Annotated in this window: 26 protein-coding genes and 1 tRNA gene; 11 read left to right on the top strand and 16 right to left on the bottom strand. The window is 69.4% G+C overall.

Features of this window, described 5'->3' with window-relative positions; genetic code table 11:
* Positions 1–87: 87 nt before the first annotated feature.
* Positions 88–351, top strand: coding sequence for a WhiB family transcriptional regulator (locus ACIRON_RS00450; RefSeq protein WP_292649912.1), 264 nt, complete (start codon positions 88–90; stop codon positions 349–351).
* Between the two features lie 3 nt (positions 352–354).
* Here ACIRON_RS00450 and ACIRON_RS00445 read toward each other — a convergent pair whose 3' ends face one another.
* Positions 355–1236 carry a sigma-70 family RNA polymerase sigma factor gene (locus tag ACIRON_RS00445; RefSeq protein ID WP_402987466.1) on the bottom strand — a complete coding sequence of 294 codons (882 nt, stop codon included), beginning with the start codon at positions 1234–1236 and terminating at the stop codon, positions 355–357.
* Between the two features lie 134 nt (positions 1237–1370).
* Here ACIRON_RS00445 and ACIRON_RS00440 point away from each other — a divergent pair, with 134 nt between their 5' ends.
* A complete protein-coding gene (locus tag ACIRON_RS00440; protein ID WP_402987463.1) occupies positions 1371–1835 on the top strand; it encodes a carboxymuconolactone decarboxylase family protein in 465 nt (154 codons plus the stop codon).
* Between the two features lie 6 nt (positions 1836–1841).
* Here ACIRON_RS00440 and pgm read toward each other — a convergent pair whose 3' ends face one another.
* A complete protein-coding gene (gene pgm, locus ACIRON_RS00435; protein WP_402987460.1) occupies positions 1842–3506 on the bottom strand; it encodes a phosphoglucomutase (alpha-D-glucose-1,6-bisphosphate-dependent) in 1665 nt (554 codons plus the stop codon).
* Between the two features lie 38 nt (positions 3507–3544).
* On the opposite strand from pgm, the gene ACIRON_RS00430 reads away from it, so the two are divergent.
* The gene (locus ACIRON_RS00430) at positions 3545–4336 is read left to right on the top strand and encodes a crotonase/enoyl-CoA hydratase family protein (RefSeq protein WP_091045429.1); all 792 of its coding nucleotides are present in this window, start codon (positions 3545–3547) and stop codon (positions 4334–4336) included.
* Here the strand turns inward: ACIRON_RS00430 and ACIRON_RS00425 are convergent.
* The 3 genes from ACIRON_RS00425 to ACIRON_RS00415 all read right to left on the bottom strand — a co-directional run bounded on the left by ACIRON_RS00425 (position 4318) and on the right by ACIRON_RS00415 (position 6810).
* Positions 4318–5130 carry a hypothetical protein gene (locus tag ACIRON_RS00425; RefSeq protein ID WP_402987456.1) on the bottom strand — a complete coding sequence of 271 codons (813 nt, stop codon included), beginning with the start codon at positions 5128–5130 and terminating at the stop codon, positions 4318–4320. The genes ACIRON_RS00430 and ACIRON_RS00425 overlap by 19 nt on opposite strands.
* Positions 5131–5200: 70 nt before the next feature.
* A complete protein-coding gene (locus ACIRON_RS00420) occupies positions 5201–6142 on the bottom strand; it encodes an oxidoreductase (RefSeq protein ID WP_402987453.1) in 942 nt (313 codons plus the stop codon).
* Positions 6143–6201: 59 nt separating this feature from the next.
* Complete coding sequence (locus ACIRON_RS00415; protein WP_402987450.1) at positions 6202–6810, bottom strand: LysE/ArgO family amino acid transporter; 609 nt, start codon at positions 6808–6810, stop codon at positions 6202–6204.
* 74 nt (positions 6811–6884) lie between these two features.
* Here ACIRON_RS00415 and ACIRON_RS00410 point away from each other — a divergent pair, with 74 nt between their 5' ends.
* Complete coding sequence (locus tag ACIRON_RS00410; protein WP_402987447.1) at positions 6885–7787, top strand: LysR family transcriptional regulator ArgP; 903 nt, start codon at positions 6885–6887, stop codon at positions 7785–7787.
* Between the two features lie 5 nt (positions 7788–7792).
* On the opposite strand, the gene ACIRON_RS00405 is transcribed toward ACIRON_RS00410, so the two are convergent.
* The 4 genes from ACIRON_RS00405 to ACIRON_RS00390 form a co-directional block, all read right to left on the bottom strand.
* Positions 7793–8149 (bottom strand): hypothetical protein, encoded by a 357-nt coding sequence (locus ACIRON_RS00405; RefSeq protein ID WP_402987444.1) that lies wholly within the window; start codon positions 8147–8149, stop codon positions 7793–7795.
* Between the two features lie 92 nt (positions 8150–8241).
* A complete protein-coding gene (locus tag ACIRON_RS00400) occupies positions 8242–9399 on the bottom strand; it encodes an MFS transporter (protein WP_402987442.1) in 1158 nt (385 codons plus the stop codon).
* A 184-nt stretch (positions 9400–9583) separates the two neighbouring features.
* On the bottom strand, positions 9584–11437 hold the full coding sequence (locus ACIRON_RS00395; protein ID WP_091045445.1) for an acyl-CoA dehydrogenase: 1854 nt from the start codon (positions 11435–11437) through the stop codon (positions 9584–9586).
* Positions 11438–11553: 116 nt separating this feature from the next.
* Positions 11554–12798, bottom strand: a complete 1245-nt coding sequence (locus ACIRON_RS00390) for an MFS transporter (protein WP_402987439.1) — start codon at positions 12796–12798, stop codon at positions 11554–11556.
* Positions 12799–12870: 72 nt separating this feature from the next.
* Between ACIRON_RS00390 and ACIRON_RS00385 the strand changes: the two genes are divergently transcribed.
* Positions 12871–13323 (top strand): nuclear transport factor 2 family protein, encoded by a 453-nt coding sequence (locus ACIRON_RS00385; RefSeq protein ID WP_402987437.1) that lies wholly within the window; start codon positions 12871–12873, stop codon positions 13321–13323.
* A gap of 71 nt (positions 13324–13394) precedes the next feature.
* Here the strand turns inward: ACIRON_RS00385 and ACIRON_RS00380 are convergent, their stop codons facing one another.
* The 6 genes from ACIRON_RS00380 to ACIRON_RS00355 form a co-directional block, all read right to left on the bottom strand.
* On the bottom strand, positions 13395–14306 hold the full coding sequence (locus tag ACIRON_RS00380) for a calcium-binding protein (protein ID WP_402987435.1): 912 nt from the start codon (positions 14304–14306) through the stop codon (positions 13395–13397).
* Positions 14307–14469: 163 nt separating this feature from the next.
* Positions 14470–15102, bottom strand: coding sequence for a DUF2461 domain-containing protein (locus tag ACIRON_RS00375; RefSeq protein ID WP_091045454.1), 633 nt, complete (start codon positions 15100–15102; stop codon positions 14470–14472).
* A 35-nt stretch (positions 15103–15137) separates the two neighbouring features.
* Positions 15138–16514, bottom strand: coding sequence for an adenylosuccinate lyase family protein (locus ACIRON_RS00370; protein WP_402987433.1), 1377 nt, complete (start codon positions 16512–16514; stop codon positions 15138–15140).
* A 158-nt stretch (positions 16515–16672) separates the two neighbouring features.
* Positions 16673–16748: transfer RNA gene (locus tag ACIRON_RS00365), tRNA-Gly, on the bottom strand.
* A gap of 49 nt (positions 16749–16797) precedes the next feature.
* Positions 16798–17586: an SGNH/GDSL hydrolase family protein gene (locus tag ACIRON_RS00360; protein WP_402987431.1), complete on the bottom strand. Its 789-nt coding sequence runs from the start codon at positions 17584–17586 to the stop codon at positions 16798–16800.
* 82 nt (positions 17587–17668) lie between these two features.
* Complete coding sequence (locus ACIRON_RS00355; protein WP_402987429.1) at positions 17669–18163, bottom strand: hypothetical protein; 495 nt, start codon at positions 18161–18163, stop codon at positions 17669–17671.
* A 264-nt stretch (positions 18164–18427) separates the two neighbouring features.
* Between ACIRON_RS00355 and dcd the strand changes: the two genes are divergently transcribed.
* Entirely contained in the window at positions 18428–19003 is a 576-nt protein-coding gene (dcd, locus tag ACIRON_RS00350; RefSeq protein ID WP_045547715.1) for a dCTP deaminase, read from the top strand.
* 7 nt (positions 19004–19010) lie between these two features.
* On the top strand, positions 19011–19976 hold the full coding sequence (locus tag ACIRON_RS00345) for a serine/threonine-protein kinase (protein ID WP_402987426.1): 966 nt from the start codon (positions 19011–19013) through the stop codon (positions 19974–19976).
* A 5-nt stretch (positions 19977–19981) separates the two neighbouring features.
* Here ACIRON_RS00345 and ACIRON_RS00340 read toward each other — a convergent pair whose 3' ends face one another.
* Complete coding sequence (locus ACIRON_RS00340) at positions 19982–21928, bottom strand: VWA domain-containing protein (protein ID WP_402987424.1); 1947 nt, start codon at positions 21926–21928, stop codon at positions 19982–19984.
* A 79-nt stretch (positions 21929–22007) separates the two neighbouring features.
* Between ACIRON_RS00340 and ACIRON_RS00335 the strand changes: the two genes are divergently transcribed.
* The 4 genes from ACIRON_RS00335 to ACIRON_RS00320 all read left to right on the top strand — a co-directional run bounded on the left by ACIRON_RS00335 (position 22008) and on the right by ACIRON_RS00320 (position 25334).
* On the top strand, positions 22008–22511 hold the full coding sequence (locus tag ACIRON_RS00335) for a DNA-binding protein (RefSeq protein WP_143033715.1): 504 nt from the start codon (positions 22008–22010) through the stop codon (positions 22509–22511).
* Positions 22512–22545: 34 nt separating this feature from the next.
* Entirely contained in the window at positions 22546–23148 is a 603-nt protein-coding gene (locus tag ACIRON_RS00330; protein WP_402987421.1) for a DNA-3-methyladenine glycosylase I, read from the top strand.
* Positions 23149–23274: 126 nt separating this feature from the next.
* Positions 23275–24306 (top strand): iron-siderophore ABC transporter substrate-binding protein, encoded by a 1032-nt coding sequence (locus tag ACIRON_RS00325; RefSeq protein ID WP_402987418.1) that lies wholly within the window; start codon positions 23275–23277, stop codon positions 24304–24306.
* A complete protein-coding gene (locus tag ACIRON_RS00320; protein ID WP_402987415.1) occupies positions 24303–25334 on the top strand; it encodes a FecCD family ABC transporter permease in 1032 nt (343 codons plus the stop codon). The genes ACIRON_RS00325 and ACIRON_RS00320 overlap by 4 nt, the downstream gene beginning before the upstream one ends.
* Positions 25335–25402 lie beyond the last annotated feature (68 nt).

Below are 25402 nucleotides of genomic sequence, written 5' to 3'. Positions count from 1 at the left end.
TCGGGAGAATCTCAGGGGAGCTCCTCAGGGGAGATCTAAGGTAGTTTCCCGATGTGCGGGCCTACCTCAGGCGCAGATTCTCGAGTGGTGCCCTTGGAGATCATCCCGCCTTTGTACGCCGCCGGCCTGCCGTGCCACGGAGACGACTCTGCGTTGTGGTTCTCAGAGTCCCCTGCCGCCCTCGAGGTGGCCAAAGACCGCTGCCTCGACTGCCCGGTGATGCGTGAGTGTCTCTCCGGTGCTCTGGCCCGCTCCGAGCCGTGGGGCGTCTGGGGCGGCGAGATCGTCGAGCGCGGCCAGGTGGTCACCCACAAGCGCGGCCGCGGCCGACCCCGCCGCCAGGCCGCCTAGGCCCTAGGCGTGCGCTGACTCCATGCCCAGGCTCTCGGCGAGCGTCGCGACCTGGTCGGGTGCTGCGTACGCCTCGATCTCGGTGATCTTGCCGTCGACGACGGTGAAGGCCATGACGCTGTAGAGCTTCCCGTGGAAGGTGATCGCGACGCCGGCGGAGCCGTTGACCAGGGCGGCGTGGGTGACGCGGTCGGCGTGGGCGTACATGACCGCGTTGCCCGCCACCTTCGCGGCTCCCCGGTAGGTGGTGATCCCGGAGCCGATGTCGGCCCGCAGGACGACGTCGGGGTGGAGGGCGCCGATCAGCCGGTCCAGGTCGCCGCCCTGGGCGGCGGCGAAGAACGCGTCGACGACCTCGCGCTGCGCGGGGACGTTGTCTTCAGGCGTACGTCCTCGCACCCTGCGCCGCGCGCGGCTCGCGAGCTGACGCGTCGAGTCCGAGGAGCGGTCGAGCATCGTCGCGATCTCGTCGAAGGGCACGGCGAAGAGGTCGTGGAGCACGAAGGCCAGCCGCTCGTCCGGGGAGAGCTGGTCGAGGACGACGAGGAGGGCGATGCTGACCGAGTCGGCGAGCATCGCGCGCTCGGCCGGGTCCTGGGTGGTGGCGTCGTCGAGCACGATCGTGGGTTCGGGCAGTCGATCTTCGAGAGGCTGTTCGCCGCGGGTCTTGCGCGAGCGGAGCATGTTGAGGGAGACGCGTGCGACCACGGTCGTCAGCCAGGCGCCGATGTTGTCGATCTCGTCGGCGTCGCTCCGGCTCAGCCGGAGCCAGGCGTCCTGGACCGCGTCCTCGGCCTCGGAGGTCGATCCGAGCATCCGGTATGCCACCCCGAACAGGTGCCGCCGCTCGTCCTCGAAACGTTCGGCCAGCCACTCCTGCTGCATCATCGGTCCTCTCGATCGGCATTCTTCCTTCATGGACCCGACCCGCGAAGCAGACCAGATGTGACGGGTTCAGGGAAAGAAAAATTCTTTCCCGGATCTGTCACACCCTTCCGCTCAGCCGGGTCGGGGATGACATGAGCAACCGAATGAAGAACCCCGCCACCGTCATCCCGCAGGCCTACAAGGGCATCGGCAACCTCCTGGCCGCAGTGGCCGACGGGGGCCTTCCTGAGACCACCACCGAGCTGATCGCGATGCGCGTCAGCTCGCTCAACGGCTGCGCGGCCTGTCTCCAGGGTCACGCCGTCCGCGTTGAGGAGGTCGGCCTCCCGATCGAGAAGATCGTCGGCCTCGCCGCCTTCCGTGAGTCGCCCTTCTTCAGCGAGGCCGAGAAGGCGGCCCTCGCCCTCGCCGACGCCGTCACCCGTCTCGCCGACTCCGAGGAGGCCGTCTCCGACGAGCTCTGGCGCGAGGTCACCAAGCACTACGACGAGAAGCAGACCGCCGCCCTGGTGCTCTGCATCGCCACCCACAACCTGTTCAACCGCGTGAACGTGACGGTGCGTGAGGACGCCGAGCGCCCCTTCTGGACCCGCTGAGGGACCTCAGCCCAATGCCGAGGCCACGACCTCCTTGGCCTCCGCTTGGACGGCGGCCAGGTGGTCCGGCCCGCGGAAGGACTCGGCGTAGATCTTGTAGACGTCCTCGGTCCCCGACGGCCGGGCCGCGAACCAGGCGGACTCGGTGGTCACCTTCAGGCCACCGATGGCCGCACCGTTGCCGGGCGCCTCGGTGAGCTTGGCGGTGATCTCCTCGCCGGCCAGGCTCGTCGCGGTCACGGCTTCGGGGGAGAGGCCGGCGAGCTTCGCCTTCTCCTCGCGTGAGGCGGGGGCGTCGATCCGGGCGTACGCCGGCTCGCCGTCGCCCCCAGGATTCAGCTCGGCGACCAGCTCGGCATAGCGCTGCGACGGCGACTTCCCGGTGTGCGCCAGGATCTCGGAGGCGAGCAGGGCGAGGATGATGCCGTCCTTGTCGGTGGTCCACACGGTGCCGTCGAAGCGCAGGAACGAGGCGCCGGCCGACTCCTCGCCGCCGAAGCCGAACGAGCCGTCGATCAGTCCCGGCACGAACCACTTGAACCCGACCGGGACCTCGACCAGCGGCTTGTCCAGCGACGTTGCGACCCGGTCGATCATCGAGGACGAGACCAGGGTCTTGCCGATCCGTGCGGTCGCCGGCCAGCCGGGGCGCGCGCCGCCGAAGAGGTGGTCGATCGCGACCGCGAGGAAGTGGTTGGGGTTCATCAGCCCGGCATCGCGGGTGACGATCCCGTGCCGGTCGGAGTCGGCGTCGTTGCCGGTGGCGATGTCGAACTCCGGAGTGCTCTCCAGGAACCGCACCAGCTCGGCCATCGCGCTGGGGGAGGAGCAGTCCATCCGGATCTTGCCGTCCCAGTCCAGTGGCATGAAGCGCCAGGTCGGGTCGACCAGCTCGTTGACCACGTTGAGGTCGATCTTGTGCCGCTCGGCGATCTCGCCCCAGTAGGCGACCGAGGCCCCACCCAGCGGATCGGCGGCGATCCGCACGCCGGCATCGCGGATGGCGGCCAGGTCGACGACGTGGGGCAGGTCGTCGACGTAGGTGCCCAGGAAGTCGTACGCCTCGGCCTTCCGCCTCGCGGCGGCGAACGGCACCCGCTTGACGCCGGTGAGCCCGGCCCGGATCAGCTCGTTGGCGCGGGCGGCGATCACCTTGGTCGCGTCGGAGTCCGCGGGGCCGCCGTGGGGCGGGTTGTACTTGAAGCCGCCGTCGGAGGGCGGGTTGTGCGACGGGGTGACGACGATCCCGTCGGCCAGGCCGGAGCCCGACAGCCGGCCCGCGTTGGCGCGAAGGATCGCATGCGAGACCGCCGGCGTGGGCGTGTAGCCGTCGCGGTCGTCCACCAGGACGCGTACGTCATTGGCGACCAGCACCTCCAGCGCGCTCGCCCACGCGGGCTCGGAGAGGCCGTGGGTGTCGCACCCGATGAACAGCGGCCCATCGATGCCCTGCGAGGTCCGGTAGTCGACGATCGCCTGGGTCGTGGCCAGGATGTGCGTCTCGTTGAAGGCCGACCTGAGCGAGGACCCACGATGCCCCGAGGTGCCGAAGACGACCTGCTGGGCAGGATCCTCCGGGTCCGGCTGCAGGTTGTAGTAGGAGGCGACCAGGTGAGGTACGTCGACCAGGTCGGCGGGCGTAGCGAGCGTTCCAGCGCGTGGGTCAGCCATGTGCCCCATCATGCCTACTCCCCCGTAATGTTCTCCTCATGCCCCTCGTCACCACCGAAATCAACGACGGCATCGCCCAGGTGCGTCTCAACCGCCCGGACAAGCTCAACGCGCTGACCCTCGAGCTGCTCCAGGAGCTGGTCGACACCGCCAAGGTGCTCGGCAAGAACCACGACCTGCGCGCCGTGGTCATCGCCGGTGAGGGGGACGCGTTCACCGCCGGTCTCGACTTCGCCTCGGTCCTGCGTGATCCGAAGAAGATCGTCGGCGCGTTCGTGCCGGTGCCCTTCCGCGGCACCAACCTCTTTCAGGAGTCGGTGTGGGCCTGGCGCCGGCTGCCGGTCCCGGTGATCGCGGCCGTCCACGGTCACTGCCTCGGCGGTGGCGTACAGATCGCGCTCGGCGCCGACTTCCGCATCGCCGAGCCCGACTCGCAGTGGTCGGTCCTCGAGGGCAAGTGGGGCATCATCCCCGACATGACCGGCATCCGGTCCCTCTCCGAGGTCGTCGGCATCGACACCGCCAAGAAGCTCACCATGACCGCCGAGCAGTTCTCCGGCGAGCGCGCCTACGAGCTCGGCCTGGTCACCGAGCTCTCCGCCGACCCGGTGGCGACCGCGACCGCCTTCGCCCGCAAGCTCTCCGAGCGTTCCCCCGACCAGCTCGCCGCCGCCAAGCGCCTGTTCAACGACACCTGGTACGCCCCCATCAAGCGCACCTTCTCCCGCGAGCGCATCGAGCAGCTCCGCCTCCTCTTCGGCGAGAACACCAAGATCGCCCGCGAGGCCGCCTTCAAGCGCGAGAAGCCGACCTACAAGCCCCGCCGCTGACCCTCCTCCGCCGAGGCGTCACCCGTGTCGGCCGAAGCGTCGGTCAGGTCGGCCGAGGCGTCGCTCGCGTCGGCCGAGTCGTCATCCGCTGCCTTCTCGGCCGACGGGCGTGACGCCTCGACCGACGTACCTGACGCCTCGGCATGCTTGCGGCGTCGCTTGATCTCGCCCTGGGCCAGGACGAAGGCCAGGATGATGGGCCAGACGTACTTCAGATGGTTGGCGACCCACTTCACCCATTCGGGGACCTGTACGTCCGGCAGGTCCGGCCACGGGATCGACGGCCACGGGATGCTGGGGAGGTCGGGGAGCGGCAGGTCGGGGAGGTCCGGCAGGTTCGGGAGCGGGAGGTCGATGTCCGGGAGCGAGATCCGGGCGACGATCCACGCGACGACCATCGCCGCGACGATGCCGCCGACCACGCCCGCGGCGCCGCCGAGGGTCTCGATGAGCGCGTAGCGCTTGGGGTGGTCGATCACCCGGCGTTCGTACGCAGCGGCCCGTGACCCAGGCTCCGGCGTGAGGTCGATCCCACCGATGCCGGCCAGCCCGGCCAGGTCCTCGCCGGGCGCGAAGTAGGTGGCCCGCCGCGGGGTGCCGAGGCCGGAGTGGATCACGAGCAGGGCGCCGTGCTCCTTGCTCTCCAGCCGGGCCCGGTCGTCGGAGGTCTTCTTGGCGAGGACCTCCTCGCCGTCGACGGTCCACACGAACCGACGGATGATCTCGCCGGTCACCTCGAGATGATGGGTGGTGCCGGAGATCGTCCGCGACCAGATCTGGACCTTCTTGCTCACCCTGAAGAATCTAGAAGTCGGGGCGCCGTCGCGGCATCGGCCGGAGGTAGCGACCCGCCTCAGACTTTGGTCAGGGGTAGGCGATACCCGTGGTCTGCTCGGAGAGCTCCCACAGCGCCCGGGCCGCCTCCGGGTCGTGCGCCAGCCGGGTCGCGGCGACCGGCTTCGGCGCGCCGCGAGCCTCGAAGGCGTCGCCGGGCCCGACGTACGTCCCGGGCTCCAGCCCCGGGTAGGTCGCCGCCATCAGCGCAGGCCAGGCACCCGCTTCGGGAGTCTGGGCCATGGCATGGACGGCGGCCTCGCTGATGCTCGCGATCGGCGCGATCAGCCTCCTGGACGTGCCGTTCGCCATGAGATGTGTCGAGGCGAGCCCCGGGTGGGCGGCGTACGCGGCGATGGGCAGCCCCGCCTTCTCCAGGCGCCGCTGGAGCTCGAAGGTGAAGAGCAGGTTGGCGAGCTTGGACTGCGAGTAGACGTTCCAGGGCGAATACCGCCCGACCTGCACCGTCGGGAAGCCGAGCGGCGCCTTGCGGGCCAGCTTGTGCATCATGCTCGACACGGTCACGATCCGTCCCTCGCCGCTCTCGGACAGCGGCTCGAGCAGCAGCCCGGTCAGCAGGAACGGCCCGAAGTGGTTGGTCGCCATCTGCAGGTCGAGGTCGTCCACGGTCCGCGACTGCGGCGTCGCCATCACGCCCGCGTTGTTGACCAGCAGGTGCAGCGGGCCGCCGCCTTCGAAGGTCGCCGCCGCGATCGCCTCGGCGCCGGCCCGCACCGCCTGGAGCGAGGAGAGGTCGAGCGCGACCCTGTCCAGCCTGGCGCCCGGCACCTCCTCGGCCAACGCGGCGGCGGCCGCGTCGAGCTTCTCCCAGGACCGCCCCGCGAGGACCACGCGCGCCCCCGCGGCGGCGAGGCCGCGCGCGGTGAAGTAGCCGATCCCGCCCAGCGTCGGTCCGGTCACCACGGCGTTCTTGCCGGTCAGGTCAGGAATGTCGGAGGTCGTCCACGGCATGCGGCCACACTAGGCGGCCGCTCCACGCAATGGAGGGATTTGATCCTCGGACCGCCCGATCAGCCCAGCCCACCCACTGCGAGCCCGCCGGCGATCGCGAGCATCGTGCACCCGATGAGACTGTCGAGCACCTGCCAGGCACGCCGGCTGGCGAGCAGCGGCCCGAGGAGCCGGGCGCCGTAGCCGAGACCGGCGAACCAGATGATGCTGGCCAGGCAGCCGCCGATGGCGAACCCCCATCGCGCCGAGCCGTAGGTCGCCGCGATCGACCCGTGGAGCACAAGTGTGTCGATGTAAACATGCGGGTTGAGCCAGGTGAAGGCGGCGGCCTTGGCGAGCACGCGGGGGAGTGCCTCGCGGGGAGCATCGGCGGCATCCATCCCCGAGGGCCGCAGCGCCCGCCGGAACGACCCGATGCCGTACCAGCCGAGGAACGCCACCCCGAGCCAGCGCAGCACCTCCACCACCCACCCGGCGCTCTCGACGACCGCCCCCATGCCGGCGACCCCGGCGCAGATGAGAAGGAGGTCGGAGACCGCACACACGGTCACCACGGCGAGCACGTGCGAGCGGAGGATGCCCTGCCGCAGGACGTACGCGTTCTGGGACCCGATGGCGATGATGAGGCTGAGCCCGGTGAGGAGCCCGGCGAGGCTTGCGTTGATCACGACGACGACGCTAAGCCGTTGCCCCTCTACAGGCCAGCGAAAGAATCTAACCGAAGATAAGCCATACTTAAGGCGTGCCCGCCCTCGATCCGACCCAGCTCGAGACCCTCGTCGTGATCGCCGAGGAAGGCACCTTCGACGCCGCGGCGAGACGACTCCACATCACTCCGAGCGCCGTCAGCCAGCGGATCCGGGCGCTCGAGCGCGCGGCCGGGCAGGTGCTGGTGCGGCGTACGACTCCCTGCACGCCCACCGAGGCCGGCGAGCCCCTGATCAGGCACGGCCGGCAGCTCCGCCTGCTCCTCACCGAGGCCGCCGCGACCCTCAGCACGGACGAGACCAGCGACAACACCGTCGTGGACCTGTCGATCGTGGTCAACGCGGACACCCTCGCGACCTGGTTCCGTCCGGTCCTCGACGAGGTGGCGACCTGGGATCGGACCGCGCTGCGGATCACCGTGGAGGACCAGGGCTACTCGGCCGACGCGCTACGCCGCGGCGAGGCCCTCGCGGCGGTCACCAGCGAGCCTCGACCGGTCCAGGGCTGCACCGCCGAGCCCCTGGGAAGGCTCCGCTACACCCCCGGCGCGACCCCGGCGCTCATCGAGCGCCACCGCAAGGGCAGAGGCATCGACTGGAGCGCGATCCCGATGATCGTCTACAACGAGAAGGACCACCTCCAGGACGAGGTGCTGGCGGCGCACGGTGCGACCCGGCCGCCGGTGATCCACCGCGTCCCGAGCAGCCACGACTTCCACGAGGCCATCAGGCGCGGCCTCGGCTGGGGCATGCTCCTCGACGCCCAGGCCGAGGCCGACCTCGAGAACCGGACGACGATCCCGCTCCCGGGCGCGAAACCGATCGACGTCCAGCTCTTCTGGCAGCGTTGGCGCCTCGACTCGATCGCGCTGGACGACCTGAGCGAAGCCGTACGCCGAGCCGCCCGCGACCAGCTACGCCCGACGCGCCGCCGCTGAACGGGTCAGGCCCGGCCGCCGGGGTGGCCGGAGCCGAACTGCTGACCGTGAGGCGCGCCCTGCATGGGCTGGCCGGCCGGCGGGTAGTGCCCCTGCGACGGAGGGCCGGGAGGGTAGGCACCCTGTGGGCCACCGCCGTAGGGGCCGGGGTCGTACTGGCGGTGCTCGACGGCGGTGGTGTGCTGGGACCGGTTCACCGACAGCAGCACGCCGATCACGATCGCGAGGCCGCCGGCGATCACGAAGATCCAGCCCAGCGGCTCGCTGGCGATCGCGTTGGCGAGCTCGTCGGGCAGATCCACGGCGCTGGTGAGCAGGATGAGTCCGAGGACCAGCAGGATGATCCCTAGGCCGATGGTCATGACAGAACTCCAGAGGGTTGGGGGTGGCGCGTCACGCTACCCAGCCGGTTCAGACCCCCATACCGTCCCCCGCATCACGGGTCCGCCGCAGGTCAGGCCGTACGCCGCGCCCCGGCCACGCCGCGAGCCGCGACCCCGAGCAGCACCAACAGGAGCGCGCCGAAGGCGAGCATCGCCGGCTCGGTCGCGACGTACTGCACCAAGATCCCCAGCAGCACCACCGGCACCGTGATCCCGAGATAGGCCATCAGGAAGAGCCCGGCAAGCGCCTCGCCACGGCTGTTCGCCGGCGCCACCGAGATCACGGTGGCGACCGCCGCCTTGAACGACATCCCCGATCCGGCCCCGGTGACGACGGCCCCGACGACCAGCAACCAGAACGTGCCGGACAGCAGTGCGCCGACCACGAGAAGCAGCCCGGCGGTGAGCGCGACCAGCCCGGTGACGTACAGCCGACGGCGCGGCCAGCCTCCGGCCAGCACCTGGAAGAGCGCCGCAGCCCCGAAGATGGAGAACCCGACCAGGCCCGCGACGGCGTGCGAGTGGAGACCGAGGTCATTGGCCAGGAACGACGGCACCAGCGAGGTGAAGAAGCCGAACATCGCGAACGCCACGAAGCTCGCCATCCCCGCGGCGAAGTACGCGCCGCGCGAGTCGGCCGGCACCCGTACCCGCTGCGGCCGGTAGGTCCACCCCGGCTGGTCGGTGTCGACCGTCTCCGGCGCCGCCACGACCGCGAGCAGCCCGAGCACCATCAGGAACGCGAAGACCGCGTACGGCGTGTAGAGCGGTCGCGGCGCCCACTCGGCCAGGGCGCCGGCGATCAGCGGCCCCAGCCCCAGGCCACCGATGTTGGCCGCGGTCGCGACCACCTCGGCCCGGGTCGACGGCGCCCCCGGGCGCGCGCTCCGGTGCAGCTCGGCGAGATGGGCCGTCGCGGTCGCGGTCAGCATCCCGACGCCGAGCCCGGACAGCAGTCGCGCCAGCAGCAGCCAGCCGAGCTCTTGGGTCGAGAGGAAGATCAGCGCGGAGAGCACGTTGAGCAGCACCGCCGGCGCCACCACCCGCCGTCGCCCGAACCGGTCCGAGAGGTGGCCGGCGAGGAAGAGCGAGATCGCCACCCCGGCGCCGTACGTCGCGAACACCAGGGTGATCACGAACGAGCTCCACCCCTGCTCGTCGACGTAGAAGACGTAGAGCGGTGCGGGCGCGGCCGCGAAGCCCATCGTCACCGCGAACAGGAACGCCACCGACCAGAACCCACGAGAGTGATGCGCGGAGCTGGTATGAAGCCGGGGCTCGGTCACAGAGGTCACGTGACTCATCAACCACTTCGGGTGCCCAACTCATTCCGGGCACCGAGATGCACCGCGGCCCGCCCGGAGAACCGGGCGGGCCGCAGCGTACGAGCGGATCAGAACCTGTGGATCAACCTCAGAAGGCCGACTCGGGCAGATCCATGATCGAGTTGTCGATCGCCTCGGCGATGGCCCGCTCAGCGGTCAGCTTGGGCAGGTTGTAGGAGGCGAAGAACTTCGCGGCGGCGACCTTGCCGGTGTAGAAGTCCTTGTCCTTGCCCGGGTCACCCGCGAGGGCGGCGAGGGCGATCTCGGCCTGACGCAGCAGCAGCCACGCGACCACGACGTCGCCGACGGCGAGCAGCAGGCGCGAGGTGTTCTGGGCGACCTTGTAGATGTTGCTGATCTCCTCCTGGGAGGCCATCAGGTCGTTGAACATGTGGCCGACGATCGCGTTGACGTCCTCGAGCGCGGTCGCGAGCAGGGCACGCGACTCCTTGAGCTCGGCGGAGCCCTCGTTGTCGAGGAAGGCCTGGATCTCGCCGGCGATCTGGCCGAGCGCGGCGCCCTGGTTCTTCACGATCTTGCGGAAGAAGAAGTCCTGGCCCTGGATCGCGGTGGTGCCCTCGTAGATCGAGTCGATCTTGGCGTCGCGGACGTACTGCTCGATCGGGTACTCCTGCAGGAAGCCCGACCCGCCGAAGGTCTGCAGCGACTCGGTGCCGAGCAGCACCCAGGCGCGCTCGGAGCCGTAGCCCTTGACGATCGGCAGCAGCAGGTCGTTGACCGCGGCGGCCAGCTTGTGCTCGTCGGAGCCGTCCTCGGTGAGGACGACCTTCTCCTGCCACGAGGTCGTGTAGTAGACCAGCGCGCGCATGCCCTCGGCGAACGACTTCTGCACCAGCAGCGAGCGACGCACGTCGGGGTGGTGGGTGATCGTGACGCGCGGGTCCGTCTTCGCGGCGGCGACGAGGTCGGCGCCCTGGACGCGGGTCTTGGCGTACTCGAGCGCGTTCAGGTAGCCGGTCGAGAGGGTCGCGATCGCCTTGGTGCCGACCATCATCCGAGCGTTCTCGATGACGTCGAACATCTGGCGGATGCCGTCGTGCACCTCGCCGAGCAGCCAGCCCTGGGCGGCCTCGCCGCCGCCGACCTGCGGGTCGCCGAAGGTGAGCTCGCAGGTGTTGGACACCTTGATGCCCATCTTGTGCTCGACGTTGGTGACGTACGCACCGTTGCGCTCGCCGGTGAGCTCACCGGTCTCGTGGTCGAAGTGGTACTTCGGCACGAGGAAGAGGGAGAGGCCCTTGGTGCCCGGGCCGCCGACGCCCTCGACGCCCTTCGGGCGGGCGAGGACGAGGTGCATGATGTTCTCCTGCAGGTCCGACTCGGCGCTGGTGATGAAGCGCTTGACGCCGGTGATGTTCCAGGAGCCGTCCTCGTTGGGCGTGGCGAAGGTCTTGCCGGCGCCGACGTCGGAGCCCGCGTCGGGCTCGGTCAGCACCATGGTGGAGCCCCAGAGGCGCTCGACCATGATCTTGGCGATCTGCTTGTCGCGGTCGTTGCCGTTCTCGAAGACGACCTTCGAGAAGAACGGGCCGGCGGCGTACATCCAGATCGCCGGGTTGGCGCCGAGCAGCATCTCGGCGGTCGCCCAGACCAGCGAGTTCGGGGCCACCTGGCCGCCGATCTCCTCGGGCGTGTGCAGGCTCCAGAAGCCCGAGTCCATCCACGCGTCGTAGGACTTCTTGAACGCGGCCGGGACCGGCGCGGTGTTGGTCTTGGGGTCGAAGACCGGCGGGTTGCGGTCGGCCTCGACGAACGACTCGGCGAGGTCCTCACGCGAAAGGCGCTCGACCTCGGCGAGGATCTCCTTCGCGGTGTCGACGTCCAGATCCGCGAAGGGACCGGTGCCGAGGACCTTGTCCGTGCCGAAGACCTCGAACAGGTTGAACTCGATGTCGCGGAGATTGCTCTTGTAGTGGCTCACTGATCCACCTTCATAACCTTTGTCGGATGTACCAGTTGCGGGAGCGCCGGTCGGCACGCACTACTGGCGGGTAACATTAAGAATAGGCTCGCCCTCAAGGGGTGGCAAGCCCGGGGCTACTCGCAGGTAGGGGTCTTCGTCACAGTGCGACGCCACGGGAGCAGGGCGGAGGAAAGCAGAAGTACGCCTCCGGCCACCGCGATCGCGGTCCGCGGGCTCGTCGCAGCGGCCAGCGCTCCGGCCGCCAGGACGCCGACGGGCTGGGCGACCTTCATCGTGATCGACCACGCCGCCTGGACTCGGGACATGTGGTCGTCCGCGGTCTCGCGCATCCGATAGGCGGCGAAGGTCGGGTTGAAGACACCGGCGCAGAGGATCAGCCCGAAGTTGGCGGCGGTGAACCAGGCGAACCCGACGGGGCCGGCCGGGGTGAAGGCGATCGGGATCGTCCACAGGGTCCGGGCGACCCCGGACCCGAGCAGCACCGCCCGCTCGCCGAGGCGGTTCGTGAGCCGGGGTGCGCACATGGCGCCGAGGATGCCGCCGAGGCAGGGCACGCCCATGGCGACGCCGTACATCCATGGCTCCATGCCGAGCACCCGCAGGGTCAGCACCATCTGCAGCGGGCTGGTCGCGATCACGCCCGAGCCGAAGAGGGCCGCGTTGAGGAAGAGCGAGCACAGGTCGCGCCGGGCGAGGATGTAGCGCCAGCCGGCGGTCACCTCGGCCAGCCAATGCTGCGGCTTCCTCGTCGGCGGCTGAGGCTCCGGCGTACGGATCGAGCGGATGCCGAGGGCCGAGAGCAGGTAGGTCATCGCGTCGACCAGCACGGTCAGGGTCGGCCCCGCCACGGAGACCAGGGCGCCGCCGATAGGCGGGCCTGCGGTGAACGTGGTCCAGAACGTCGTCTCCAGCCGGCTGGTCGCGGTCAGTCTGGCCTCCGGGGCGACCAGTGCCTTCAGATGGGCGCCGGAGGCGGCGGTGAAGGCGAGCTCGCAGGTCGCGGCGAGGACGCCGACGACGCACAGGTGCGGATAGGTGAGCCGGTCGACCAGTCCCGCCGCGGGGATGCTGAGCATGGCCGTGAAGCGGATCAGGTCGGCGCCGATCATCGTCGGCCGCTTGTGGCGGTACTCGATCCATGGCCCGAGCCGGATCCCCGCCGCGGCGGCCGCGAACCCGGACAGGGCCGCCAGCAGCGACACCTGGAAGGTCGAGGAGTCGAGCACGAGCACCGCGACGAGCGGCAGCGCGCCGTACGCGATGGTCGACCCGGCCTGGCTCGTCGCCGTGGCCAGCCAGAGCCGGTTGAAGTCCCGCCCCGGTGTCGCGCTCCTGCGCGCGGTCTCCGAGACGGTCACCCGGCGACCCTATCCGGGCGGGAGTCGGCGATCAGGTAGAACACGTTTCAGTTTCGGCGTACGATCTCGGTCATGATCTCCTCCGACGCCATCACCTGGAACGCCCCCGACGACGAACACCCCGCACGTACGGCAGGGCAGCGCTCCTATGCCGCCGTCGCCAAGGGCGACCTCGACGAGTGGCTCACGATCTACGCCGAGGACTGCGTCCTCGAGGACCCGGTCGGCCCGTCGATGTTCGACCCCGAGGGCAAGGGCCACCACGGCCACGAGGGGCTCAAGGCGTTCTGGGAGAAGGCCATCGCCTCGGTCCACACCTTCGAGTTCGAGATCAACGACTCCTTCGCCAACCCCGAGGGCAACACCTGCGCCAACATCGGCCGGATCAAGACGTCTTTCCCCGACGGCAGCTACACCACCACCGACCTGATCATGGTCTACACGGTCAACGACGAGGGCCGCATCAAGTCGATGAAGGCCTTCTGGGAACCGGACCGCACCATGGCGAGCTTCACCTCAGCCTGATCGGAGGTGGTCCCAGACGTTCCCGCCCCTCTACCGGTCGGCAATGGGCTCGTACGTCTGGGACTAACTCGTCACGGGGTCCAGTAGGTGCCCCCGGTCGGCGGCCTGGAGGTCGTCATACCCACCTCCGTGCACGAGTACGTGGAGCCCGCCCCGGGCTCGGGGGCGCAGTCGTCTCGGCCCGCTTGACCCTTCACGATGTCGGCGCCCCGGCCTCCGATCAGACGGTCGTTCTCGTTTCCGCCGAGAAGGCGATCGCGGTCGTCGCCACCCACGAGGCTGTCCGCACCCGTGCCGCCCTCGAGGTGGTCGGCGCCGGCGGCGCCAGTGATCCAGTCTCGGCCGGGGCCGCCGTAGAGGCTGTCGTTTCCGGCGGACCCGTGGATGCTGTCGGGGCCGCTGCCGCCGTAGATCCTCTCGGAGCCACTGCCGCCGCTCATGCCATCGGCTCCGTCGCCGCCGTAGAGCAGGTCGTTGCCCGCTTCGCCTCGGACGTAGTCGTCACCGCTGCCGCCTGACACGGTGTCGTTTCCGGACGACCCGTAGAGGTTGTCCCGCCCGCCTTCGCCGTAGATACGGTCGTTGCCCCCTTGGCCGACGATGTTGTCCTGGCCGTCACCGCCGTAGAGCGTGTCGCCGCTGTCGGTTCCGCTGCTCTCTATGCGGTCGCCAGAGTTGTAGTGACCGTGGATGGCGTCGTTGCCGCCCATGCCCCAGATGACGTCGGAGCCGGTGCCGCCGCGCAGGTGGTCGCCGCCGGGGGTTCCGTGGATCCGGTCGTTGCCGGACCCGCCGAAGGCGTACGTCGACCAGATCTCGTCGTTTCCGCTCTGCCCGAAGACGATGTCTGTGGCGTGGATCTTGTCATCGCCGTCGCCGCCGCACACGACGTCATTCGCGTCGGCATAGATGGTGTCGGCGCCGGGCGTGCCGAGGATGAAGTCCTGATCGGAGGACGTCGTCGGCGTCTGTCCCCGATTCATGTCGACAGTGACCGTTACCCCTCCGCAGGTAGCGGCCGCGTTCGCGGTGCTGGCGGTCAGCGTGATTCCGGGGATGACCAGAAGCGACGCCGCTCCTGAGATGAGGGCTGAGGTACGCACAGCGGCACACCCTAATGGGTATCGCGCCGCCGTGAAGCAGCAATCACGCGACCGCGTGCTCGGCGATCCACTCCACCAGAGGACGTACGGCTCGCCAGTCCTTCTTCACCTCGCCGACGAGGTCGGGGGTGTGGATGATCGGCTCGAAGCCGATGGTGCGGCCGAGGTGGATGGACTTGTGGCGGAGGAGCTCGATCTTGGGATGGTCCTTGTCGAAGCCGCGCGGGGCGGTCTTGAGGCGGTCGCCGGTGACCTCGTAGCCCTTCTTCTCCGCGACAGCGAGGCGTTTCTCCAGGTCAGCGCCGTAGTGGTCGTGGACGATGGCGTCACGGAAGGCCGCCAGGCGGGGCGGCTCGAACCAGTAGCAGCCGCCACCGGTGCGGATGCCGCGGGGCGAGACCTCGACGTAGTAGCCGGTCTGCGGCGCTACGGCCACGAAGGCTCCCTGGTGGGTCTTGTAGGGGAGCTTGTCCTTCGAGAAACGTACGTCGCGATAGGGCCGGAAGATCTTGGCGCTGCCGAACTCCTCGGCGAGCTCGTCGGTGAGCGCCTTCATCGGCGCGTGGACCGACTCCTTGTAGATGTGCTTGTGGGCTTCCCAGAACGACTTGGTGTTGTCGACCTCGAGGTCGTCGTAGAAGTCGAGCGCTGCCACGGGGAAACCTTCGAAAGCCACGTACGCAGCCTATCGGCGTCGGCGCAACGCCCGCGTCAGACGGCGGGGATCTGGATGGTGTCGGCGACCCGGCGGGCATGCTCGGCCATGGCGCGGGCGATGTTGGCGGACTCGCCGAGGTGGCGGGAGGGGTCGAGCAGGCCGGCGATCTCGCCGCGGGTGAAGTGCTCCGAGACCTCGGGGGAGTCGGCGAGGAGCGAGGCGAAGTCGAGCTCCTCGACCGCGGCGCGCTGGGCCAGCTCGAAGACGACGTCGTGGGCGACCTGGCGGCCGATCCGCTCGCCGAGCTCGAGCATCAGCGACTCGGAGCCGATCAACCCGCCGGAGAGGGCCAGGTTGGCGCGCATGCGGTCCTCGTCGAAGGTCAGTCCGGTGAAGATGACGACCAGCCGAGCCAGTACGTCCCCGGCCAGGCGAGAGGCCTGCGCGACCGCATCCTCGAGGATGCCGGTCATGGCGCCGTTGGCCTCGTGGTCGTGGAGCATCGACTCCATCGCCGGGGCGACGAGCCCGCGCAGCTGGGTGGCGGAGGTGATCACGTCGAGCGTCAGCTGCGGGTTGCGCTTGTGGGGCATCGTCGAGGAGCCGATGGTGCCCTCGGGGATCGGCTCGAAGGCCTCGCCGAACTCGGGCTGCATCATCGAGTAGACGTCCTTGCCGATCTTGCCGGCGGTGCCACCGAGCATCCCCAGGATCGAGACCCACTCGACCATGCCGTCGTTGATCGCGCGCGACGGGACAGGCATCGAGCCCATGTCGAGCCGGGAAGCCGTCTCGGTCTCGATGGCGCGAGCGTGGGAGCCGAAGGAGGCCATCGTGCCCGCGGCCCCACCCATCAGGAGGCGGAAGACGCGGTCCTCGACCGAACGGAGCCGGTCGACGTGGGCGGCGATCTCGTCGATCCAGATTGCGACCTTGAAGCCGAAGGTGATCGGGACCGCGTGCTGCGAGTGCGTACGCCCCGGCATCGGCACCTCGGCGCCGGCCTCGGCGACCTTCGACAGCGAGCGCAGCAGGTCGCCGAGCAGGTCGAGGATCTTGTCGTGCGCCTGGCGCAGCAGGATCAGGTCGGCGGTCTGGGTGATGTTCTGCGTGGTGGCGCCCCAGTGGACCCAGCCGCCGTGCTTCGCGCCGACGACCCGGCAGAGCTCCTCGACCAGCGGGGTCAGCGGGTGGCTGTGCTCGGCGGTGGCCTTCTCGATGCGGTCCAGGTCGAGCTTGTCCAGATCGGCGGCCTCGGCGATCGCCTCGCCGGCCTCCGCGGGGATCACCTTCACGGCCGCTTCGGCCTCGGCCAGGGCCGCCTCGACGTCGAGTCGTGCCTGGAGACGCGCCTCGTAGGTGAACAGATCTCCGATGCCGTGATCGGGGACTCGTCCGTCGGTGAATCGGCTGCTCGAGCCCGCGGGCATGGCGCGTGATCCTTTACGTGTCGTTCACACAATGATTGGAAAACAGAAACCCAATCTTAATGGACGCAAGCCGCAAACACCCGTGATCGTGTGCTGCGTCACTTGGATCGTGCAAGTCAACGGAAACAGGCCGTGCCATAAGGCACGGCCCGAAACCATGGAGCGGACGACGAGATTCGAACTCGCGACATCAACCTTGGGAAGGTTGCGCTCTACCAACTGAGCTACGTCCGCAGGTGCGACCAGGATGTTACCCCACACACCCGGCCAGGTGTGAACCGGTTCAGGAAAGTCGCGTCATCCGTGGATAGCGGGCCGACAGCCCCTCGCCTGCCGGGCCACGAAGCATGCGGCGTACGGCCCAGGGGAGCGCGCGGGCGGCCAGCCGCCGGACCTCGCGGATCGGGACGGCCAGGCCGTTCGGGCCCGGTTCCTCGACGACCAGTGGTTTCGGGGTGGGGAGGTGATGGCGTACGCCGAGGGTGTCGAGGACCTTGATCGCCATCAGCTGATGGCCGGGGGCGCCCAGGAAGCCGTGGCCGTCCCAGTAGCCGGCGTCGTCGTACTCGGTCATCCGCCAGAAGTCGACCAGCGTGGCCCCGCGCCGCTGCGCGATCTCGCGCACCGCCTCGTTGTAGACCGCGAAGCGTCCGCGGAGCAGCCGCCCGACGGTGGTCGACCGCGCTCCGTAGGCGGTGAACACCAGCACCTTCGCGCCGGTCTCGGTCAGGTCGCCGATCGCGGACTCGTAGGTGGCGAGCAGGTCATCGATGTTCACATGTGGCCACATCAGATCGACCGATCCGCCGTAGATCGTCACCACGTCCGGCTCGAGCTCGATCGCCCGCCCGACCTGCTCCTTGACGATCCGGTCGATCCCGCGGCCGCGGACGGCGAGGTTGGCGTAGGTGAACTCGGGTGTCCGCTCGGCCATCACCTCGGCGACCCGATCGGCCCAGCCGCGCACGCCGTTCGGGCGACGGACGTCGGTGTCACCGACACCCTCGGTGAAGGAGTCGCCCAGCGCGACGTACCGGCGGTAGCCGCCGGGGATCAGCGCATCCAGTGCCATGGCTCCGATTCAATCGGGTTTACCCCGGGACGTACGACTCTGGCACGGAATCTGTGACGCATGTGGCAAATGGTGCCGAGGCTCAGGGCAGAACCGTGGGAACCAGGTCGCTCAGCATGCTCTTGACGGTGGCGGTGGCTGCGACCGCGTTGAACTTCTCGTCCCAGAGCGAGACGACGAGCACCACTCGATCGACGCGGACCGCGCCTGCTGCCCAACCGTCGCCGGCGTTGATGGTCGCCTGGTCTCCGATGGAGTACGGATCGCCGTCGGTGATGTACGGCGCTTCTTCGGCCGCGGTGGCAACGTCCTCGAACTCGAGAACGTTGAGGATCGTCTCGGTCTTCGGGTCGTCCTCGGGCTCATCCTTCGGGAGGATCCAGCAGAACGTCGCCGAGAGCGGTTCCGTCGACAGTTCCGACGACAGGTCGGCGAGCCATGGGAAGGTCTTCTGTTGCTCGGCCCATTCCGAAGACCCGGTCTTCGCGATGCCGAACTGCGACTTCACCTCCGACTCGCTCGTGAAGTAGGCATCGGACCTCGCCAGCGACTTGCACGGTTCGACGTAGACGTACACGTCCTGGATCGACTTGACCCGCGACGGCTGTGGGGACGGTGATGCCGACGATGTGCTGGCGGGGCTCGCCGAGGCATCCGGCGTGCCGCTGGCAGCGGAGGGTCCAGCGTCCGCATTCGTGACCTGATCCGACCCGCAACCGGCGGCAAACAGAGCCACCGCGAGGGAAAGTGTGAGTGCCCGAGTCACATAGGAGTTGTGACGCACAAGCGCAGCGTATGGCGGCGGCGAACGATGCGCACGGGAACCGGTAAGTTGGGCCTCGTGCTGCTGAGCGACAAGGACATCCTGACCGAGATCAACGACGGGCGGATCGTCATCGACCCCTGGGACGAGTCGATGCTGCAGCCGTCGTCCGTCGACGTACGCCTGGACCGGTTCTTCCGGGTCTTCGACAACCACAAGTACGCCACGATCGACCCGGCCGTGGACCAGTCCGAGCTCACCCGGCAGATCGAGACCGAGGGCGACGAGCCGTTCATCCTGCACCCGGGCGAGTTCGTGCTCGGGTCGACGTACGAGACCGTCAGCCTGCCCGACGACATCGCCGCGCGGGTCGAGGGGAAGTCGTCGCTGGGGCGCCTCGGGCTGCTCACCCACGCCACCGCCGGCTTCGTCGACCCGGGCTTCTCCGGCCATGTGACGCTCGAGCTGGCCAACGTCGCGACGCTTCCGATCAAGCTCTATCCGGGGATGAAGATCGGTCAGTACTGCTTCTTCAGGCTCACCTCGCCCGCCCAGAACCCCTACGGCAGCGAGAAGTACGGGAGCCGCTACCAGGGCCAGCGCGGCCCGACCGCCTCGCGCAGCTTCCAGAGCTTCCACCGCACCAAGATCTGAGCGTCCGGTGGGCGAGGTCTTCGCGGGGCGCTACGAGCTGCTGGAGCCGATCGCGGAGGGAGGCATGGGCGCAGTCTGGCAGGTCCACGACCGCCGAGACGGCACCGTCAAAGCTGCCAAGCTGCTGCGTCAGCGGGACGCCTCCTCCCTGCTCCGGTTCATCCGGGAGCAGGCCACCCGGATCCATCATCCGCATGTCGTGACTCCCCTCGGCTGGGCCGGCGAGGACGACAGTGTGCTGTTCACGATGCCGCTGCTGCGCGGCGGGTCGGTCGCCATGCTGCTGGGCGACTTCGGTGCTCTCCCCGAGCAGTGGGTCGTCGCGATCCTCGATCAGACCCTGTCGGGTCTCGAGGCCGTGCACGCCGCCGGCGTGGTGCACCGCGACGTGAAGCCCGGCAACCTGCTGCTGGAGGTGACCGGCGCGGGCGTTCCTCACGTGCGGCTCTCCGACTTCGGCGTGGCAGTACCCACCGACCAGCCACGGCTCACCGAGGCCAACGTGATGATCGGTACGCCTGGCTACATGGCGCCCGACCAGGGCTTCGATCCCGATCCCCGCGACGACCTCTACGCCGCCGCGGTCACGGGTCTGCACCTCCTGACCGGTGCGCGGCCACCGCACGACCCTTCGTACGTCCCGGCGACACCGCTGGGCCGGCTGCTGCTCCGGGCGATCGGCTCGGACCGCTCCGCCCGGCCCCAGTCCGCCGGGGAGTTCCGCCAGCTGCTCGCCCAGGCCGTGCCGGCGCGGCCCTGGGAGCCGGGCGAGGCCGAGGTCCTGGACCAGTACGCCTCGGGGCGCATGTCGCCGCCACCTCCGCCACCGCCTCCGCCGACGCCTCGGGTCACCCGGGACAAGACTGCGGTGCGGCGTACGAAACAGCGCGACGACCGGCCCGTGTGGCCGATCGTCGCGCTGGTGCTCGCCGGGGTCCTGCTGCTGGCGGGCAGTGCCTTCCTGCTGAGCTGATCCGGCTAGGCGTGCCGTCTCCGGATCAGCAGGACAGCGGCCGCCGCGAGCGCGGCGATCCCGAGGCCGGCTCCGACGACGCCGGTGACCAGCTTGACGGTGTCACCGGACCCTTCGTCCTCACCGGAACCCGAGCCCGATCCCGAGCCGCTCCCGGAGGACTCGTCCGTACCGTCCTCCTCGGAAGCCTCCGACCCGGCGGCAGCGGCGTTCAGGTTGAGGTCGGCGGTCGGTGCGGAGAGCCCCGAGACCTTCTCGTAGTCGGGCTCGCCCTCGCCGGCGGTCCCGACGGTCTTGACCGTCAGGGTGTAGGGCACGTTGATGTTCTCGTCCAGGCCGTACTGGACCCGGACGTAGTGAACGCCCGGGAGCCCGGTCGAGGCGGTCGCGTCGGACGTGTCGAACCGGTTCCGGTAGGCGACGGTGTTGGAGAGGGTGCCGGTGCGCCAGGCGTCCGGGCAGTTCTGCAGCAGCCCGGTGTCGCACCAGCTCTCCGGCGCCTCGCGGACGTCGACCGTCGCGTCACCGCCGAGCGGCCCGATGACGTCGAGCTCGACCCCTGCGCCGACCGCCCATTCCTTGCGGATCGCATCGGTCATCCGAGCGTCGAACTGGGCCTCCAGGTGCTGGCCCCAGCCGACCGGGACGCCGATCACCTGGTTCTCGCCCGGGTTGATGTCGAAGGAGTACGTCCCGTCCTCGACGATCGGCGCGTTCGCGATCGTGCTGCCGGGCACCATGCCGTCGGTCGGGTCGCCCGGGGTCAGCTCGGTCCAGGTGGGCGCCTCGGGCTGGGGAGGCAGGCCGTCGAGCGTGGCCGCGCTGACCGGCGGCTCCTCGTAGACCATCAACTGGACCGGCTTCCCGGCGATCGCGCCGGCGTCGCCGGTGCCGGACGAGGTCGACAGGACCAGCTCATCGGCCGTGTTGCAGAGGTCTTCCGGGTCGGTGTCCCCGCTGTGGGTGGTGCCGAAGATGAGCCGGTTGCCGTCGCCGTACGTCGTCGACTGGACCACCGTCCACCGGCAGCCCCGCAGCTCGCCGGAGTCGTCCCGGACGCTGATCCTGGGGCTCAGGTTGCTGACCAGGTCTTCCGACTCGCCCTCGAAGATCAGGCCGAAGTGCAGGGTGGTGCCCGGCGCGGTGCGCTCGAAGCGGTAGTAGCGCTCGCCGCGGGTCTGGACGGTGTCCAGGTATTGCCCGGCCTTGACGAGCGGGGCGTCGGCGGAGTCGGGGGTGCCCTTCACCGGCGTACCGGTGAACTCGAAGGGCCGCAGCGCCCGCTCGGAGGCGCCCGAGATCGACTCACCGATGCCCTCGGCGTCGTCGGCGTCGTAGTAGGTGCCATTGCCCTTCTCGGCGATGCACTCCAGCTGCTTGCGCGCCTTGCCCGAGACGGAGAGACCGACGACATCGATCTGCAGGTCGATGCCCTGGTCGGCGATCGCCTGCGCTGCCGGACAGGGGTCGCCGCAGGTCGACTCGCCGTCGGAGACGAGGACGATCGAGCGCTTCCCCTCGGACCCGATGTCCTCGGCGGCGCGCTTCAGGGCGACCGGGATCGGTGTCTCGCCGTAGGGCTTGTAGCCGCTCACCGCCGCCTTCAGGTCGTCGCGGTTGCCCGTCCCGGGCTTCACGACCAGCTGGGTGTCCTCGCACGCGCCCTTCTGCTTGCGCCCGAACACCTTCGCGCCGAAGACCCGCATGCCCACGTCGGCACTCTCCGGCAGGTCGTCGATCACGGTGCCGAGCGCCTGCTTGGCGGCTTGGATCTTGGTGGTGCCCCCGCCGGCCGGCTCCTTCATGGAGCCGGACGAGTCGAGCACGAGGATCATCCGGCCGTACGTCCCCTGGTTCTGCTCATCGGCAGCAGCGGGGGCGGCACCGGTGCCGGCCACGGCCACGGTGAGGACCCCGGCAAGGCCGGTGGCGATCACGAGTCTTTTCCGCATGCCCCGCACCTTATGTTCACTAACGTATACGCTGCAAGTACATTTGCAAACTTCTTGTCTACGTGTGTAGATTGCTCGCATGGGCGTCGAGGAGAACATCCAGCAGCAGCGCGAGCTGTACGGTGAGCCGCTCGGCGACCTGGTCCGCCGCGCGACCGCTCCGCTGGGTCTCACCCAGGCGACGACCGCCAAGGTGCTCGGGCTGAGCCCGGCGATGCTGTCGCACCTGATGACCGGGCAGCGGGTCAAGATCGCCAACCCGATCGCGCTCGGGCGCCTGCACGCCCTGATCGACCTCGGGGCCGGCGCCGGCGACCTCACCACGTCCCAGATCAACGAGCGCCTCGACGAGATCCGCGAGCTCTCTTCCGAGCTGACCACCGGCGCCCGCGTCGTCGCGGTCGAGGGCGGTGCAGCTGTGCGGGGTGTCCTTCGTGCCGTCGCCTCCGGCCGCGAGCTCCAGCAGGCCGCCGACGCCCTCCGCGACGTCGCCCCCGGTCTGGCCGAGGTGCTCCGGATCTACGGTTCCGGGACCGACGACGAGATCCGGGCTCACTTCGCCTCGATCCGCGATCTCCTCTGAAGGGGTGTCGGTGGTCGCGGCTAGGGTCGGTTGGATGAGCGAAGCACCATTCCTGGCCCCTGACGGCCAGACGCGTTGCGCGTGGGCCGGCGGGGCACCGGAGTTCCTGGGCTACCACGACACCGAGTGGGGATTCCCGGGCGGAGGAGACGTACGGCTCTTCGAGAAGATCTGCCTGGAGGGGTTCCAGAGCGGGCTGTCCTGGCGCACGATCCTCAACAAGCGGCCGGCGTTCCGTGAGGTCTTTGCCGACTTCGACTTCCACAAGGTGGCCGAGTTCGACGAGGGCGACGTCGAGCGGCTGCTGCAGGACGCCAGGATCATCCGCCACCGCGGCAAGATCGAGGCGTCGATCAACAACGCCCGCCGCGCGGTCGAGCTCGTCGAGGAGCAGGGGTCGCTGGCTGCGTACGTCTGGGGGTTCGAGCCCGAGCCGTTGACGATTCCCGAGGTGGTGGCCACCTCGCCCGCCTCGGTCAGCCTCTCCAAGGACCTCAAGAAGCGAGGCTGGAAGTTCGTCGGGCCGACGACGATGTACGCGTTCATGCAGTCGATGGGCGTCGTCAACGACCACTCGCTGGACTGTGTGATCCGGGATCGGGTCGAGGCCGAGCGGGCGGCGTTCGTCAGGCCCTGACCGGCCCTGACCCGGCTGAGGGACCTGTCCGCTGTGCATGTCCAAAACGCGGGGCCGATACGCGGTTGAAAGGGTAGTGTGTTTAGGCTGTCCTAACTAAGCATTGCCTAACCCGAGGTGGTCCACGTGATCCGTCGTCCCGTACTCATCGCAGTGAGCACCGCGCTCGCTGTCTCCGGCCTGGCTGCCTGCAGCACGGGCTCCACCGACTCCGCCGACTCCGGCCAGGAGTCCACCTCGAAGGCCGACTCGGGCGCCTTCCCGGTGACCATCGAGCACGCCTTCGGCGAGACCAAGATCGAGGAGGAGCCGAAGCGCATCTCCGTCGTCGGTGTCAACGACGCCGACATGCTCCTCTCCCTGGGCGTCGTGCCGGTCAGCATCCCCAAGGTGACCTGGGGCGGCGACGAGGACGGCACCACGCCTTGGTTCGACGAGAAGCTCGAGGAGCTCGACGCCGACATGCCGGCGATCCTCGACCAGACCGACGCCATCCCGGTCGACGAGGTCGCCAAGCAGACCCCCGACCTGATCCTGGCGACCTACTCGGGCATCACCGAGGAGGAGTACAAGAAGCTCTCCGAGATCGCGCCGGTCGTCGCCTACCCGGACCAGCCGTGGGCGACCGCGTGGGAGGACTCCCTCGACATGGTCGGCAAGGCGACCGGCCGCAACGAGCTGGCCGACGAGGTCGAGGCCGACACCGAGCAGGCCTACGCGGACGCGAAGAAGGACAACCCGGAGATCCAGGGCAAGACCTTCATCTGGGCCGCGCTGGCCACCGCCGACCTCTCCCAGATCCCGTTCTACACGACCGAGGACGCTCGCCCGGACTTCCTGTCCGACCTGGGTATGGAGAACGCGCCGGTCGTCGTGGAGAACACCAAGAAGGGTGAGTTCTACGCGCAGGTCTCCGCGGAGAAGGCCAGCGAGCTGCAGTCCGACTTCCTGTTCACCTACGCGGTGGAGGACACGGACGCCGAGACGTACGCCAAGGACAAGCTGATCGGCCAGGTCCCCGCGATCAAGGCCGGTCACATGTGGGCCTCGACCGACAACGTCGCCTCGCTCGCCGCGGGCACCCCGACGCCGCTGTCGGTGCCTTACGCCATCGATGAGTTCGTCCCGGGCATCGTCAAGGCTCTCGAGGGTCAGTGACCCTCACGACGACGCTCGACCGAGCCCCGGCCGCGGATCCCCGCGGCCGGGGTCGGTCGTCGATGCTTCGGGTCGTGATCCTGCTCGCCGGTGTCCTCCTGGTCGCCGTGGTCGCCTCGATGCTGATCGGCGCGAAGCTCGTCTCCCCGCTCGATCTGTGGCGTGAGGGCAGCGTCGGCCAGGGCATCTTGGAGACCCGGATGCCGCGCACCGTCCTCGGGCTGATGGCCGGCGCCGCGCTGGCGCTCTCCGGAGCCTGTCTGCAGGGCCTGACCCGCAACCCGCTGGCCGACCCGGGGCTCCTCGGGCTCAACTCCGGGGCCACGTTCGCGATGGTGCTGGCGGTCTCGGTCTTCGGCATCGGCTCGCTCAACGCCTACCTCTGGTTCGGCTTCGCCGGCGCCGCGATCGCCGCGATTCTCGTGCACACGGTCGCCTCCTTCGGCTCCGGCGGCGCGACCCCGGCCAAGCTCGTCCTCGCCGGTGCCGCGCTCGCTGCCGGCGTCACCTCGTGGACCACCGCCGTCCTGCTCACCGACAAGGCCACCTTCGACGTGATCCGGCTCTGGCAGGTCGGCACCATCGGTGGCCGCGGCTGGGACATGGTCCTGACGGGCCTGCCGTTCCTGGCCGTCGGCGCGCTGCTGACCCTGGCCGGCGCCCGCACCCTCGACACGCTCGCCCTCGGCGACGACCTCGCCCGCGGGCTCGGACGGCGCACCGGCATCGACCGCGCCGTCATCGGCCTCGGTGTCGTGCTCCTCACCGGCACCGCCACCGCGCTGTGCGGGCCGATCGGCTTCATCGGCCTGATCGTCCCCCACATGGTCCGGGTCATGGTCGGCTCGGCCTACACCCGCGTGCTCCCTCTCTCGGCGGGCTTCGGCGCCGCCCTCACCCTCTTGGCGGACGTGGTCGGCCGAGTCATCTGGCCGCCCTCGGAGATCCAGGTCGGCGTGATGGCGGCCGTCGTCGGCGTACCCGTCTTCGTCTTCTTCCTGCGCCGCGGACGGATGGCCGGACTATGAGCGAGCGTCAGCGAGTGAACAGATGGATCCTCACGCGGCCGCGTCCGTATTCTGGCGCTCGCGCTACG

This window comes from Nocardioides sp. NPDC101246 (assembly GCF_044767415.1).
Taxonomy (GTDB): domain Bacteria; phylum Actinomycetota; class Actinomycetes; order Propionibacteriales; family Nocardioidaceae; genus Nocardioides.
This window is presented reverse-complemented; position numbering and strand designations above follow the sequence as displayed.